Annotated in this window: 14 protein-coding genes and 1 riboswitch; of the genes, 8 read left to right on the top strand and 6 right to left on the bottom strand. The window is 57.0% G+C overall.

The features are described from left to right. Positions 1 to 13 precede the first annotated feature (13 nt). A complete protein-coding gene (gene hldE, locus ACOTZB_RS17515; protein ID WP_214576948.1) occupies positions 14 to 1,444 on the top strand; it encodes a bifunctional D-glycero-beta-D-manno-heptose-7-phosphate kinase/D-glycero-beta-D-manno-heptose 1-phosphate adenylyltransferase HldE in 1,431 nt (476 codons plus the stop codon). Positions 1,445 to 1,540: 96 nt separating this feature from the next. Here the strand turns inward: hldE and ubiK are convergent, their stop codons facing one another. After that, a complete protein-coding gene (ubiK, locus tag ACOTZB_RS17510) occupies positions 1,541 to 1,837 on the bottom strand; it encodes a ubiquinone biosynthesis accessory factor UbiK (protein ID WP_266179029.1) in 297 nt (98 codons plus the stop codon). 119 nt (positions 1,838 to 1,956) lie between these two features. Continuing rightward, a riboswitch (FMN riboswitch) is annotated at positions 1,957 to 2,107 on the top strand. A gap of 106 nt (positions 2,108 to 2,213) precedes the next feature. On the opposite strand from ubiK, the gene ribB reads away from it, so the two are divergent. After that, positions 2,214 to 2,867, top strand: coding sequence for a 3,4-dihydroxy-2-butanone-4-phosphate synthase (gene ribB / locus ACOTZB_RS17505; protein ID WP_023309208.1), 654 nt, complete (start codon positions 2,214 to 2,216; stop codon positions 2,865 to 2,867). A gap of 32 nt (positions 2,868 to 2,899) precedes the next feature. On the opposite strand, the gene zupT is transcribed toward ribB, so the two are convergent. Beyond that, complete coding sequence (gene zupT / locus ACOTZB_RS17500; protein ID WP_024906487.1) at positions 2,900 to 3,673, bottom strand: zinc transporter ZupT; 774 nt, start codon at positions 3,671 to 3,673, stop codon at positions 2,900 to 2,902. 196 nt (positions 3,674 to 3,869) lie between these two features. On the opposite strand from zupT, the gene ygiD reads away from it, so the two are divergent. Then, a complete protein-coding gene (gene ygiD, locus ACOTZB_RS17495) occupies positions 3,870 to 4,658 on the top strand; it encodes a 4,5-DOPA dioxygenase extradiol (protein ID WP_421627931.1) in 789 nt (262 codons plus the stop codon). 92 nt (positions 4,659 to 4,750) lie between these two features. Here ygiD and ACOTZB_RS17490 read toward each other — a convergent pair whose 3' ends face one another. The 3 genes from ACOTZB_RS17490 to tolC form a co-directional block, all read right to left on the bottom strand. Beyond that, positions 4,751 to 5,911, bottom strand: a complete 1,161-nt coding sequence (locus ACOTZB_RS17490) for a glutathionylspermidine synthase family protein (protein ID WP_421627929.1) — start codon at positions 5,909 to 5,911, stop codon at positions 4,751 to 4,753. 2 nt (positions 5,912 to 5,913) lie between these two features. Further along, positions 5,914 to 6,582 (bottom strand): DUF1190 family protein, encoded by a 669-nt coding sequence (locus ACOTZB_RS17485; protein ID WP_023309204.1) that lies wholly within the window; start codon positions 6,580 to 6,582, stop codon positions 5,914 to 5,916. A gap of 160 nt (positions 6,583 to 6,742) precedes the next feature. Next, positions 6,743 to 8,221 carry an outer membrane channel protein TolC gene (tolC, locus tag ACOTZB_RS17480; RefSeq protein ID WP_063439524.1) on the bottom strand — a complete coding sequence of 493 codons (1,479 nt, stop codon included), beginning with the start codon at positions 8,219 to 8,221 and terminating at the stop codon, positions 6,743 to 6,745. 204 nt (positions 8,222 to 8,425) lie between these two features. Here tolC and nudF point away from each other — a divergent pair, with 204 nt between their 5' ends. From nudF to parE, 5 genes are read left to right on the top strand one after another with little or no spacing between them, the layout of a single operon-like run. Next, on the top strand, positions 8,426 to 9,058 hold the full coding sequence (gene nudF, locus ACOTZB_RS17475) for an ADP-ribose diphosphatase (RefSeq protein ID WP_421627927.1): 633 nt from the start codon (positions 8,426 to 8,428) through the stop codon (positions 9,056 to 9,058). Next, positions 9,055 to 9,477, top strand: coding sequence for a DUF1249 family protein (locus ACOTZB_RS17470; RefSeq protein ID WP_003862516.1), 423 nt, complete (start codon positions 9,055 to 9,057; stop codon positions 9,475 to 9,477). Before nudF ends, ACOTZB_RS17470 begins: the two co-directional genes overlap by 4 nt. 27 nt (positions 9,478 to 9,504) lie before the next feature. Next, complete coding sequence (cpdA, locus tag ACOTZB_RS17465; RefSeq protein WP_421627925.1) at positions 9,505 to 10,332, top strand: 3',5'-cyclic-AMP phosphodiesterase; 828 nt, start codon at positions 9,505 to 9,507, stop codon at positions 10,330 to 10,332. Continuing rightward, positions 10,332 to 10,913 (top strand): esterase YqiA, encoded by a 582-nt coding sequence (gene yqiA / locus ACOTZB_RS17460; protein ID WP_421627924.1) that lies wholly within the window; start codon positions 10,332 to 10,334, stop codon positions 10,911 to 10,913. Before cpdA ends, yqiA begins: the two co-directional genes overlap by 1 nt. A gap of 28 nt (positions 10,914 to 10,941) precedes the next feature. After that, the gene (gene parE, locus ACOTZB_RS17455) at positions 10,942 to 12,834 is read left to right on the top strand and encodes a DNA topoisomerase IV subunit B (protein WP_029740698.1); all 1,893 of its coding nucleotides are present in this window, start codon (positions 10,942 to 10,944) and stop codon (positions 12,832 to 12,834) included. A gap of 86 nt (positions 12,835 to 12,920) precedes the next feature. Here parE and ACOTZB_RS17450 read toward each other — a convergent pair whose 3' ends face one another. Beyond that, entirely contained in the window at positions 12,921 to 15,062 is a 2,142-nt protein-coding gene (locus ACOTZB_RS17450; RefSeq protein WP_368525364.1) for a TonB-dependent siderophore receptor, read from the bottom strand. Positions 15,063 to 15,140: the final 78 nt, after the last annotated feature.

The following is a 15,140-nucleotide window of genomic DNA, read 5'->3' as shown; positions in this document are numbered from 1 at the left end:
TCTGGAGTCAGGAATGAAAGTAACACTGCCAGAGTTTGAACGTGCTGGGGTTATGGTTGTTGGGGATGTGATGCTGGATCGCTACTGGTATGGACCGACCAGCCGCATCTCTCCGGAAGCACCGGTACCGGTGGTCAAGGTCGACACCATTGAAGAGCGTCCCGGCGGCGCGGCAAACGTGGCAATGAACATTGCCTCCCTGGGCGCGCAGTCGCGTCTGGTGGGCTTGACCGGCATCGACGATGCGGCGCGCGCGCTGAGCAAGTCGCTGGCGGACGTGAACGTGAAGTGCGACTTCGTTTCTGTTCCGACCCACCCAACGATTACGAAACTGCGCGTGCTGTCGCGCAACCAGCAGCTGATCCGCCTCGACTTTGAAGAAGGGTTTGAAGGCGTTGATCCCGAGCCGCTGCACGAGCGTATCAACCAGGCGCTGGGCAATATCGGCGCGCTGGTGCTGTCGGACTACGCAAAAGGCGCGCTGGCCAGCGTGCAGACGATGATCCAACTGGCGCGTAAAGCTAACGTGCCGGTGCTGATCGACCCGAAAGGGACCGATTTTGAGCGCTATCGCGGCGCGACGCTACTGACGCCGAACCTCTCCGAGTTTGAAGCGGTGGCGGGCAAGTGCAAAAGCGAGGAAGAGCTGGTTGAGCGCGGCATGAAGATCATTGCTGATTTCGAGCTGTCCGCTCTGCTGGTGACCCGCTCCGAGCAGGGGATGACGCTGCTGCAGCCGGGCAAAGCGCCGCTGCATATGCCAACCCAGGCGCAGGAAGTGTACGACGTGACCGGTGCCGGTGATACGGTGATTGGCGTGCTGGCGGCGACGCTGGCAGCAGGAAACTCGCTGGAAGAGGCGTGCTACTTCGCTAACGCCGCGGCGGGCGTGGTCGTCGGTAAACTCGGTACCTCAACCGTTTCGCCAATCGAGCTGGAAAACGCGGTGCGCGGTCGTGCGGATACCGGTTTTGGCGTCATGACCGAAGACGAGCTGAAGGTGGCCGTCGCCGCCGCGCGCAAGCGCGGTGAAAAAGTGGTGATGACCAACGGCGTGTTCGACATTCTGCACGCGGGCCACGTTTCGTATCTGGCGAACGCGCGCAAGCTGGGCGACCGCCTGATTGTGGCGGTTAACAGCGATGCATCGACGAAACGCCTGAAGGGTGAAACGCGTCCGGTGAACCCGCTCGAGCAGCGCATGATTGTGCTCGGCGCGCTGGAAGCCGTGGACTGGGTGGTGTCGTTTGAAGAAGATACCCCGCAGCGCCTGATTGCCGGCATTCTGCCGGACCTGCTGGTAAAAGGCGGGGATTACAAGCCGGAGCAAATCGCGGGTAGCGAAGAGGTCTGGGCCAACGGCGGTGAAGTGATGGTGCTCAACTTTGAGGACGGGTGCTCAACCACCAACATCATCAAGAAGATCCAGAAAGACAGTCAGTAGTTCGTGCGGGCTGATGCCCTCACCCCAACCCTCTCCCATAGGGAGAGGGAGTAAAGATAAAAAAACGGCAACCAAGGTTGCCGTTTTGCATTAACTTCACGCCTGGTCGTCCACCGGTGGAATGGCCGGTGCCGGCTTCACGTCTTCCGGCGCATTGCGGTTTTCCAGCTCGCTCAGACGCTGTTCCAGCAGCGCCAGCTTCTCGCGGGTGCGCAGCAGAACCTGGGTCTGCACGTCGAACTCTTCGCGGCTGACTAAATCAAGGCGAACCAACTGCGCCTGCAGCGTCTGGCGGATTTTCTTTTCTACGTCATCACCAAATTCACGAATGCCTTTTGGCATAGATTCATGAACCTGACGCGCGATCTGCTCAATTTTTTTCGGGTCAATCATTGGCGTTTCCCTTGATGGAAAAGTGTTAGTGTCCATTGTAGCGCGTCATGCCCGGGGTAAACAAAATTGTTTGATGCTTATGCATTGCCCAGGATAATCAATAGCGTTATAGTTATCTCGCTTATTCTCAGGGCGGGGCGAAATTCCCCACCGGCGGTAAATCAGCGTGACGCTGAAAGCCCGCGAGCGCTTTGGGTGAATACTCAAAGGTCAGCAGATCCGGTGTAATTCCGGGGCCGACGGTTAGAGTCCGGATGGGAGAGAGTAACGATCAAGTCGGGCATGGGCCCGCTCACGTTATCTTTTTGCCGCTTATACGGCGCTCCTAAGACTGCCCTGATTCTGGTAACCATAATGTTAATGAGGTTTTTTTACCATGAATCAGACGCTACTTTCCTCTTTTGGCACTTCAACTCAACGTGTTGAACATGCACTGGATGCACTGCGCGAAGGCCGCGGTGTGATGGTGCTTGACGATGAAAACCGTGAAAACGAAGGCGACATGATTTTCGCCGCCGAAAACATGACCGTTGAACAGATGGCGCTGACCATCCGTCACGGCAGCGGTATCGTATGCCTGTGTATTAATGAAGATCGTCGTAAGCAGCTCGATCTGCCGATGATGGTCGAAAACAACACTAGCGCCTTTGGTACCGGTTTTACCGTGACCATTGAAGCGGCGCATGGTGTGACCACCGGTGTGTCTGCGGCTGACCGTCTGACCACCGTACGTGCCGCGATTGCAGATGGTGCGAAGCCATCCGATCTGCACCGTCCAGGCCACGTCTTCCCACTGCGTGCGCAGGCGGGCGGCGTGTTGACCCGCGGTGGTCATACCGAAGCGACGATCGACCTGGTGACGCTGGCTGGCTTCAAACCTGCTGGCGTGCTGTGCGAACTGACCAACGATGACGGCACTATGGCGCGCGCGCCGGAGTGCATCACCTTTGCCCGCCTGCACAACATGCCGGTGGTAACGATTGAAGATCTGGTTGAGTATCGCCAGGCGCACGAGCGCAAAGCCAGCTGATAATAAAAACGCCGGGATGTCCCGGCGTTTTTTTACCCGATTCCTGCGGTCTGCAGGAGAACCAGACTTAATCCCATCACCGACATTCCGCACAGCACGCCATAGCTGGGGTTGTTGTTAGGATCGATCTCCTTCGCCAGCGGCATCAGTTCATCCACCGAAAGCGCAACCATGATCCCGGCGACCGCGGCCATAATCGCCGCCATCACTACCGGAGAGACCAGGCTACCAAGGATCAGCCAGGCCAGCACGCCACCGAGGATTTCGGCCATCCCGGAAATGCCCGCCCAGAAAACCGCGGTGCGTTTCGATCCCGTTGCGGCATACACGGGTCCGGCGACGGCCAGTCCTTCAGGAATATTGTGTAAGGCGACCGCCAGCGCGATGCCAAAGCCCATCTCCAGATTGCTGCTGGCCGTCACGTAGGTCGCGACCCCTTCCGGGAAGTTGTGCAGGCTGATGCCAAGGGTTAACAACACGGCGGTACGCTTGATATTGCGCGGCATGGGCGTCACGTTTTTCTGCATTAAATCCTGCGGATGCGCGTGCGGTAGCATCCGATCGAGGGCAAAGTATCCCAGCAGGCCAAAGACAAACATGCCATAGCCCAGCAGCGGAGACATGCCTTCTGTGCCCAACGCGGCAGGCAGCATCTCCATCAGGGAGATGAGCAGCATGATCCCGGCAGCAAAGCCCAGTGAAAAGGCCAGTACGCGGTTAGAGGGCTTTTGGCCGAGCACGCCGAGGATCGCACCGATGAAGGTCGCGGCGCCCGCCAGTATGGTCAGGATCAAGGGGACTGACATGCATTGCTCCTTTTGATAATCATTCTCATTAATATAAATGATCCATTTCTGGCAAAGCGAGGGTGAAAACCCGGCTTTACACATTCCTTACATTCAAATTTCCTGATGATGATCTTCACGCTTATCTGCGTTCATCTTTGCCGGATTGCGCGTAATGTAGCACCATTAAATTGACACCTTCTGTGAGGATATCACCATGACTTCTTCCCGTATGCCAGCCCTGTTTTTAGGCCACGGTAGCCCTATGAACGTTCTGGAAGACAACGTCTATACCCGCGCCTGGCGTCACCTGGGCGAGACGCTGCCGCGGCCGAAAGCGATCGTGGTGGTGTCTGCGCACTGGTTTACCCGTGGGACGGGCGTGACGGCCATGGAAGCGCCAAAAACCATTCATGATTTTGGCGGCTTCCCGCAGGCGCTGTACGACACGCATTATCCGGCCCCCGGCTCGCCTGAGCTGGCACAAAAGCTGGTGGAGCTGCTGGCACCTGTCCCTGTGACGCTGGATAAAGAGGCCTGGGGCTTTGACCATGGCTCCTGGGGCGTGCTGATCAAAATGTATCCTGACGCGGATATCCCGATGGTGCAGCTGAGCATCGACAGCACCAAACCGGCGGCCTGGCATCTGGAGATGGGGCGTAAGCTGGCAACCCTGCGTAATGAAGGCATCATGCTGGTGGCAAGCGGCAACGTGGTGCACAACCTGCGTACCGCACGCTGGCACGGTGAGAACACGCCGTACCCGTGGGCAACCTCTTTTAACGACTACGTCAAAGCGAACCTGGCCTGGCAAGGTCCGGCTGAGAAGCATCCGCTGGTGAACTATCTGGATCACGAAGGCGGTTCGCTCTCTAACCCGACGGCGGAACACTTCCTGCCGCTGCTTTATGTATTAGGCGCATGGGACGGTCAGGAGCCAATTACCATTCCGGTCGACGGTATTGAGATGGGAAGTCTGAGTATGCTGTCGGTGCAGGTGGGATAATAAAAGCAAAACGGCAACCTCAGGTTGCCGTTTTTAGTGTTTGCACCCTCTCCCTGTGGGAGAGGGGCGGGGTGAGGGCATCAGGCTGCGGCCTATTCGACAAAAATATGCGGATAGAACCGCGACAGATCCTGCGTGATCAGCGCGCGATCTTCGCGAATACCAATCCCGGCCGGTTGATCGTTGATAAGCCAGCTGCCAATCAGGGTATAGCTGTCGCCAAATTTCGGCAGCTGATAGAACTCCTGGACGATCATCCCTTCTTCGCCGTACGGCCCTTCAACCGCTTCCAGCGTCTTACCGTTTTCGATAATCGAGACGTTTGCGCCTTCGCGGGAGAAGATCGGCTTAACGACGTATTTCTCCATTTGCGGGTAATCATCTTCCGCAAAATATGCTGGCAGCAGGTTCGGATGGTTCGGGAACATCTCCCAGAGCATCGGCAGCAGGGCTTTGTTAGAGATAATGCTCTTCCATGCCGGCTCCAGCCAGCGCACACCAGCATCTTCCAGCTTGGTGGAAAACATCTCGCGCAGCATGTATTCCCACGGGTATAGCTTGAACAGGTTGCTGATCACCTGGTCCTGCATATCCGTAAACTGACCTTTTTCACCCAGGCCGATATCCTCGATATAGAGGAACTCGGTCGCCACTTCCGCTTCTGCGGCGCAGTCCTGCAGATACTGAACCGTGCCACGGTCTTCTTCCGTGTCGCGGCAGCAGGCGAGATGGAGCAGGTTAAAGCCATGCTGTTCACGCAGCTCGGCAAAACGCTCAATCAGCTTTTCCTGGAGGCTGTTAAACTGGTCGCTGCCTTCCGGCAGGTTTCCGGCATTGGCCTGGTCTTCCAGCCAGATCCACTGGAAGAACGCCGCTTCGTACAGAGAGGTTGGCGTATCGGCGTTGTTTTCCAGAAGCTTCGGTTCACCTTTGCCGTCCCACGCCAGATCCAGGCGAGAGTAAAGCGAAGGTTGATTCGTTTTCCACGACTGGCGCACAAAGCCCCAGGTGTGCTTCGGAATGCGGAACTTTGCCATCAGCTCGTCGCTGTCGATGACCTTTTCCACAACCTTCAGGCACATCTGGTGCAGCTCGGCCGTCACCTCTTCCAGTTTTTCCACCTGAGCCAGCGTGAGCCTGTAATAGGCGTCTTCACACCAGTACGGCTCGCCGTACATGGTGTGAAAGTTAAAACCGTACTCGGTGGCTTTTTCGCGCCAGTCCGGGCGCTCGGTGATACTGACTCGTTCCATGATCAGCCGCCCATTGAGCGAGTAGAGGAGGTGCCTGTCGCACTACGCTGCATGCTGGTCTGCTTCGCCACTGATTCACCAAACCCGCCGCGGGTGATGGTGCTGGTGGTGGCAGGCTTCGGCGCCATCGCCGTTTTCGGTACGGTCACGGTGCGGCCAGGGGTCGCTGCGCCGTAGCCTTTGCCGCTGGCATCGGTATATTGACCGTAAGCCGGGCTGGCCGGGTTTTTCGAGCTAAACAGCGGCTGCTGCTGGTAGCCCGCACCGCCGCCCATCAGGCGACCCATCATGTAGCCTGCCATCAACGGCATCCAGAAGCTGCCGCTGGACTGCGCCTGCGCCTGATTTTCAGGTGCGGTGCCTGCCTGAGCCGGTGCCTGCTGGCACTGACCTTCACCGAACTCCGCCACGCAGTCTTCGCGTGAGGCATATTTCGGCGCGGTACGTTCCGCTTCTTTCAGCGCGCTGGTGTAAGCCGTTTTACATTCAGCGGCTTTGCCGGTTGCGGCGGAGCAGTCGTCTGCGTTTTGATACAGCGATACCGTTTCGTCATTTTTCTCACAGCCTGCCAGCATAAAGACAGCCGTGACCGCCAGCGCAACAGGGGTGAGGTGACGCGCGTTCCAGCTCTTACGGAACGAAGCGTGATTTATGGATTTTGTCCGTTTCATCTTTGTCTTCCAGGACCCAGTGGTAATAACGCTCAGGATAGAGGATGAGTGGTTGAAAATGAAGCGAAGAGGGGCGGAATCAGGGGGATCTTTACGTTGGCTTACGTTCGGATGTGATTCAGATGCGCCCTCTCCCTGTGGGAGAGGGCCTGGTCATAACTTAATTACGGAACGGATTATTGCCTTTGCTGGCGGATGTAGTGGTACGCGCAGCGGCTGGCTGTGCCGCGGGGGTATTGCCGTTAGCGTTGAAGTTATCAACCGCAGCAACCTGCTCCGGGTTCTCCGGCGCAACGCTGTCCGGAGAGGTGGAGACCGGTTTGCCCAGCGCGCTGTTCAGCATCTGCAGGTCTTGCTCGTTCAGCGTACCCAGAGCCTGTTTGATGTTCAGCTGGTTAATCAGGTACTGGTAACGCGCGCTGGAGAGCTGCTGTTTCGCGTTGTACAGCGTGGTGGTCGCGTCAAGCACGTCCACGATAGTACGCGTACCGACCGAATAGCCCGCTTCCATCGCGTCCAGGGAGCTCTGTGCAGACACCACGGCTTGTTTATAGGCGTTGATGCTGCTGATCGAGGCGTTCACGTTGTTGAAGGAGGAACGCACGGTCTGCACCACGTTGCGGTGGGCGCTTTCCAGCTGCTCGCTCGCGCCAACAAAGTTGTACTGCGCCTGTTTCACCTGAGAGTTGACCTGACCGCCCTGGTAAAGCGGCAGGGAGAAGCTCAGACCCACTTTGTTCTGACCCATATTGCTGTCGTCGTACTGGGACGTATTGGTTTTAGAGCCGCTGTAGGTCGTGTCGGAAACGCCGGTAGACGCGCTCAGGCTCAGGGTTGGCAGGTGGCCGTCCTGCGCCTGACGAATTTGCTCGCGGGCCAGGTCCTGGCTCAGACGCGCCTGCAGCAAACTCAGGTTGCGGTTTTCCGCCTCTTTCAGCAGGGCGTTAACGGCCTGCGGTTTATCCGTTTTAAAGCTGTCCACGTTCAGCGACGCCAGCTCAGGATAGTAATTCCCGGTGACCTGACGCAGGGATTCCAGCGCGTTGTCGAGATTGTTACGCGCGGTCACTTCGTTAGCCAGCACGGTGTCGTACTGTGAACGGGCGTTCTGCACGTCGGTGATCGCGACCAGGCCCACGTTGAAACGCTGGGTGGTTTGATCTAACTGGCGGTAAATGGCCTGTTTCTGCGCTTCGGTGTAGGAGAGTGCGTCAATTGCGCTCAGTACGTTGAAGTACGCCGTGGCAGTGTTCAGGATCAGCGTCTGCTGATCGGTCTGATAGGTCACATCCTGGATGCCCGCGCTCTTTTCCTGCAGGGTCAGGGCGCGCCATTTGGACATATCAAACAGCGTCTGTGTCAATTGCAGTGAGGCGCTGGTAGCATTGGAGTTTACGCCGTTAGCGTCGCGGAAACCGTTGCTGTAGGTATAATCTGCACCTAAACCTAACTGTGGCAGCAAGGGGCTACGCGCTTCGTTAATCTTTTCAAACGCAGCATCACGATCGGCCGCTGATTTACGTAAATCAGGGTTGCCCAGACGTGCCTGCTGGTAGACCTGTAACAGGTTTTCCGCCTGGCTCATTGCACTGAAGCCCGTCAGGCTCAGGCCGATAAGGATGGGGAGCAATTTCTTCATTTGCATTCCTTGTTGTGAAGCAGTATTAGCGCTGATCTAATTAAAAAATAATTGCCGATTCTAACAGAATCTTCCATACCAAAAGGTTGGCGTAACGTGCCATCTGGCGGTAATTTGCACCAATCTACCATATAGCCTTACAAACGGCAGCCAAACAGCCTTGAAATTCACAATTTCATCACCATTGCTACCAGGACTCGACTCATGCAAAAACCAGAAAAGTTGCCCGTGACATTCGCCAAAAACGATGTAGAAATTATTGCACGAGAAACGCTTTATAGCGGTTTTTTTTCAATGGATCTTTACCGTTTCAGGCATCGCCTGTTTAACGGGGAAATGAGCAGCGAAATCAGACGCGAAATTTTTGAGCGCGGGCATGCGGCAGTCTTGCTACCCTTTGACCCAGTGCGTGACGAAGTTGTGCTGGTGGAGCAGATCCGCATCGCCGCTTATGACGTCAGTGAGAGCCCGTGGCTGCTGGAGATGGTGGCCGGGATGATCGAAGAAGGTGAGACGGTTGAAGACGTCGCCCGACGCGAGGCGCTGGAAGAGGCCGGGCTGGTGGTGGGCCGCACTAAACCGGTGCTGAGCTATCTGGCAAGCCCTGGGGGCACCAGCGAGCGCTTGTCCATTATGGTGGGCGAAGTGGACGCCACGACGGCGGAAGGGATCCACGGTCTGGCAGATGAAAACGAAGATATTCGGGTTCATGTGGTGAGCCGGGAACAGGCTTATCAGTGGGTAGAAGAGGGGAAAATCGACAACGCAGCGTCTGTCATCGCCCTGCAATGGCTACAGCTGCATTATCAGACATTACGAAACGAGTGGAAAAAATGAAGCGCTATACGCCTGACTTCCCAGAAATGATGCGCCTGTGCGAAACCAATTTCGCACAGTTGCGCCGCCTGCTGCCGCGAAACGACGCACCCGGCGAAACGGTAAGCTATCAGGTGAGCAACGCGCAGTATCGGTTAACGATAACAGAATCAACGCGCTACACTACTCTGGTGGAGATTGAGCAAACGGCACCCAGCATTAGCTACTGGAGCCTGCCGTCAATGACGGTGCGCCTCTATCACGACGCGATGGTCGCTGAAGTGTGTTCAAGCCAGCAGATCTTTCGCTTCAAGGCGCGGTATGATTACCCGAATAAAAAGTTGCATCAACGCGACGAAAAGCATCAAATTAACCAGTTTTTAGCCGACTGGCTAAGATATTGTTTAGCACATGGAGCAATGGCGATTCCGGTTTGTTAGCGTCATAAACCTACCTAAGGACACCATTTGGAAAGCCTGTTGAACCTGACTGTTGCTGGTGGGGCGCCAGTCAGGATATTACAAATCACCGATACCCACCTTTTTGCCGAAAAGCATGAAACGCTGCTGGGGGTGAATACCTGGGAGAGTTATCAGGCGGTACTTAGCGCCATTCACGCCGAAAACCGTGCATGCGATCTGATTGTCGCAACGGGCGATCTGGCGCAGGATCAGTCCTCCGCGGCCTACCAGCATTTTGCTGAAGGCATCGCGAGCTTTAGCGTGCCTTGCGTCTGGCTGCCAGGCAACCATGACTTCCAGCCTGCTATGTACAGTTCTCTTCAGGATGCGGGGATTTCTCCGGCGAAATCTGTTTTTGCGGGTGAACAGTGGCAGATCCTGCTGCTCGATAGCCAGGTGTTCGGCGTCCCGCACGGTGAGTTAAGCGAGTTTCAGCTCGACTGGCTTGAGACCAAACTGGCTGCTGAACCTGAACGTCACACGCTGCTGTTGCTGCATCATCATCCTCTGCCTGCGGGCTGCAGCTGGCTCGATCAGCACAGTCTGCGCAACTCCGCAGCGCTGGATCGCGTGCTGGCTAAATTCCCACGGGTGAAAAATCTGCTGTGTGGACATATTCATCAGGAACAGGATCTCGACTGGAACGGGCGCCGCATGCTGGCGACGCCGTCGACCTGCGTTCAGTTTAAGCCGCACTGCGCCAACTTTACGCTGGATACCATCGCGCCAGGCTGGCGCTGGCTGGAACTGCATGCCGACGGCACGCTGACCACGGAAGTCTGCCGTTTGACCGGTGCAAAATTCCGCCCGGATACCGCTTCAGAAGGCTATTGATGTCTACGCTCCTTTATCTGCACGGATTCAACAGCTCGCCGCGCTCCGCAAAAGCGACACAGTTTCGCCAGTGGCTGAGCGAGCATCACCCCGACCTTGAGATGATTATCCCGCAGCTGCCGCCTTACCCGGCAGAGGCCGCGGAGATGCTGGAATCTATTGTGCTTGCGCACGGCGGCGAAACCTTCGGTGTGGTCGGTTCATCGCTGGGCGGGTATTACGCCACCTGGCTCTCGCAATGCTTCATGCTGCCCGCCGTTGTGGTTAATCCGGCGGTACGGCCATTTGAGCTGCTGCGGGACTTTCTTGGCGAAAACGAGAACCCCTACACCGGGCAGCAATATGTGCTAGAGTCACGCCATATTTACGATCTCAAAGTTATGCAGGTCGACCCGCTTGAGGCACCGGATCTCATCTGGCTGCTGCAACAGACGGGTGATGAAGTGCTGGATTACCGCCAGGCAGTGGCGTATTACGCCTCCTGCCGCCAGACTATAGAAGAGGGCGGAAACCATGCTTTCACGGGCTTTGAGAATCATTTCACCCAGATTGTCGATTTTCTTGGACTGCACAGCCACTGACAATCAATGCGAATTGCTAGTTTAAATCATGACGCAAACCTATAACGCTGATGCCATTGAGGTCCTCACCGGGCTTGAGCCGGTTCGCCGCCGCCCGGGGATGTACACCGATACGACGCGCCCAAACCATCTGGGCCAGGAAGTTATTGATAACAGTGTGGACGAAGCGCTGGCGGGCCATGCCAAACGCGTTGACGTCATTCTGCACGCCGATCAGTCGCTGGAAGTCATCGACGACGGGCGCGGCATGCCGGTGGATATCCACCCGGAAGAGGGCGTGCCTGCCGTTGAGCTGATCCTCTGTCGTCTGCATGCGGGCGGTAAGTTCTCCAACAAGAACTACCAGTTCTCCGGTGGTCTGCACGGCGTGGGCATTTCCGTGGTCAACGCCCTGTCCAAACGCGTGGAAGTGAACGTCCGTCGCGACGGTCAGGTCTACAACATCGCGTTTGAAAACGGCGATAAGGTGCAGGATCTGCAGGTTGTCGGCACGTGCGGCAAACGCAACACCGGCACCAGCGTCCACTTCTGGCCTGACGAAAGCTTCTTCGACAGCCCGCGCTTTTCCGTTTCTCGCCTGACGCACCTGCTGAAAGCCAAAGCGGTGCTGTGTCCGGGCGTGGAAATAACCTTTACCGATCACGTTAACAATACCGCACAAACCTGGTGCTACGCCGACGGTCTGAACGATTACCTGTGCGAAGCGGTAAACGGCCTGCCGACGCTGCCGGAAAAACCGTTCGTCGGTAACTTTAGCGGTGATACCGAAGCGGTGGACTGGGCGCTGCTGTGGCTACCTGAAGGTGGCGAGCTGCTGACGGAAAGCTACGTCAACCTGATCCCGACCATGCTCGGCGGTACCCACGTCAACGGCCTGCGTCAGGGGCTGCTGGACGCGATGCGTGAGTTCTGCGAATACCGCAATATTCTGCCGCGCGGCGTGAAGCTGTCGGCGGAAGATATCTGGGATCGCTGCGCCTACGTGCTCTCCGTGAAGATGCAGGATCCGCAATTTGCCGGTCAGACCAAAGAGCGCCTGTCGTCACGTCAGTGCGCGGCGTTCGTCTCCGGCGTGGTGAAAGATGCGTTTACCCTGTGGCTGAACCAGAACGTGCAGGCGGCAGAGATGCTGGCCGAAATGGCGATTTCCAGCGCCCAGCGTCGTCTGCGTGCCGCGAAGAAAGTGGTGCGTAAAAAGCTGACCAGCGGCCCTGCGCTGCCGGGCAAGCTGGCGGACTGTACCGCGCAGGATCTCAACCGTACCGAGCTGTTCCTCGTGGAAGGGGACTCGGCGGGCGGATCGGCCAAGCAGGCGCGCGATCGTGAATATCAGGCGATCATGCCGCTCAAGGGTAAGATCCTGAATACCTGGGAAGTCTCGTCCGATGAAGTGCTGGCCTCGCAGGAAGTCCACGATATTTCGGTCGCGATCGGCATCGATCCGGACAGCGACGATCTGAGCCAGCTGCGCTACGGCAAGATCTGTATCCTCGCGGATGCGGACTCCGACGGTCTGCACATCGCCACGCTGCTCTGCGCGCTGTTCGTGAAGCACTTCAAAACGCTGGTGAAAAACGGTCACGTCCACGTGGCGCTGCCGCCGCTGTACCGTATCGACCTCGGCAAAGAGGTTTACTACGCGCTGACGGAAGAAGAGAAAGCGGGCGTGCTGGAACAGCTGAAGCGTAAGAAGGGCAAACCGAACGTACAGCGCTTTAAAGGGCTGGGCGAGATGAACCCGATGCAGCTTCGCGAAACGACGCTGGATCCGAACACGCGCCGTCTGGTGCAGCTGACGATCAGCGATGAAGACGAGCAGCAAACCAACGCCATGATGGATATGCTCCTTGCCAAGAAACGTTCGGAAGACCGACGTAACTGGCTTCAGGAGAAAGGCGATATGGCGGATATTGAGGCCTGATGCCCTCACCCCTCTAACCCTCTCCTGCCGGGAGAGGGAATGGATCGTAGGCCCGGTAAGCGCTAGCGCCACCGGGCTTTTTTACGTCAAAACTCCATCTTCACCGTAAACTGCACTTCGCGCGGATCGCCAATCTGGTTGCCCAGGTTGTTGGTCGCAATGGACGACGTGTAGTAGGTCTTATCAAACAGGTTTTTCACGTTCACCTGCAGCGTCACCGGATACTGCAGCTTCATCTTATACGCCGCAAACGCATCCGCTACGAAATAGCCCGGCAGATAGTAATCCGCACCGTTGGTTGCGGAACGACGGCTCACGCCGTGCCCGCCGCCGCCCAGCGTCAGGGTATTCCCGGCAAACGCATTGTGAATATCGTAGGTCAGGAACAGGGAGCCGGTATGGCGCGGCACGTTCGGTAGCGGTTTGCCCGCGTAGTCCGGATCTTCCAGCACTTTCGCGTCGGTATAGCCATAGCTGGCGATAATGTTGGTGTTCTCGGTCAGCGATCCGGCGAGATCCACTTCCACGCCCTGCGAGCGTACGCGGCCCGCGGTTTTGGCGACGGTTTCATCTCCAATGCTTTCGGTGTACAACACGTTGCGTTTATGGATATCAAAAAGCGCGATGTTAGCGGTAATGCCGTCGAAAATGTCAAACTTAGCGCCGATTTCATACGCGTTTGACGTTTCTGGCGGCAGGTCGCCAATGTAGCTCGCAATGGAAGACTGCGGCATAAACGTCTGGGAATAGTTGGCAAACAGCGAGACCGCCGGGGTGAGCTTATAAACAAGACCCAGCTTTGGCGTCCACTGATCGTCGCGGCTGTCGGTGTTCACGTTAAACGGACGGCCCTTCCCCGCGTACTGGGTGTAATACTGATAGCGCATGCCTGCGACGGCGATCCACTTATCGGTCAGGTACAGCGCGTCCTGCGCATAGGCGGAGTAACTCTCCTGCTTAATGGTTTGATCGCTGTCGGATGCCGAGACGGTGGTGCACTTGCCGAGGCTGCCGTAGCTCGGGTGGTAAATATTGAAACCCTTAACGTTCTTACAGCGGATCATGTCCGTACGCAGCAGATCGTAATTCTCATACGACACGCCGGTCAGGATCTCATTGTAAAAGCCCGCGATGTCCACGTTCCCTTGCAGATCCGCGCGCGTCGTGTGCATACGCTGGGTCGAGCCCTGGGTCGCATCCACGCGGCGGGTCAGGTTGCCGGTTTTGGAATCGTAGGCCATCACGCGGGCCTGGTTATCGCTGTATTTATCCTGGCTGTAGCTATAGTCGAACTTTGCGGTCCACTCACTGTTGAGGCGATACTCCGCGTTGAGCTGAGCGAGATCGGACTGGCCGTCGGTCACGTTAAACGGTTCGTCAAAGCGGGTTTTGCGATCGACGTCGACGGCTTTTTTAGTGTTGAGATCGAAGATCGTTCCGCGATCGAACGGCGTTTTATAGTCGCGATGCGAATAGAGCACGGTTACGGTGGCATCGTCGCCAAACCAGGTCAGCGACGGGGCGATAAAGGTGCTACGTTCGTTGCCGAAATTACGCCAGTAATCCTCATCCTGATACTCACCCGTGAGGCGATACGCCAGGCGCGTACCGTCAATCGGGCCGGTAACATCGATCTGTCCGGTGCCGCCGCCAAAGCTGGAAGAGGTGGCGGAGAGGGAACCGCCGAAGGTTTTCTCCGGGCGTTTGGTGACGACGTTGATCAGACCACCCGGATCGAGAATGCCGTAGAGCGTCGAGGCCGGGCCTTTCAGCACCTCCACGCGCTCGGTTGCGGCATTAAAGCTGCGCGGCAGGACGGTGCGCAGGCCGTTGGTCATGATCGAGCCGTCGCGGTTCGCGCCAAACCCGCGGCGCACGAAGGCATCCTGCGTACCGCCCAGGGTGTTGGTCTGCACCACGTTGCTAACGTTATAGAGCGCTTCATCCAGCGTGGTGGCATGCTGATCCTCCAGCACTTTATCGCTGACGGTATTGACCACCTGCGGTATATCCAGCATCGGCATGTTGGTTAACGTCGCGGTGGAGGTGTTCAGCGGCTGATAGCCATTCGTGGCCTCCGCCGTCGTATTTGGATCGGCGGTGACGGTAAGCGTTTCGCCGTCTTTAGCCGCGGTGTTATCTGCTGCCTGCACCAGCGGCGCCATGAACAGCAGTGAAAAGAGCGCGCGCCCTTTTATCCCAGAGAGCGAAGGTGTGAACGTAGCCATTACATCTGTTATCCCGAAATATCCCGCGAATGACGTTTCGCGGAAAAATGTGTGAGTCATTGCCCTTTACGGTCTGTC

Source organism: Enterobacter cloacae complex sp. SHL020, assembly GCF_049236945.1.
Lineage (GTDB): Bacteria > Pseudomonadota > Gammaproteobacteria > Enterobacterales > Enterobacteriaceae > Enterobacter > Enterobacter dykesii.
The sequence above is the reverse complement of the archived record's forward strand: the minus strand, read 5'-3'. Positions and strand labels throughout refer to the sequence as shown.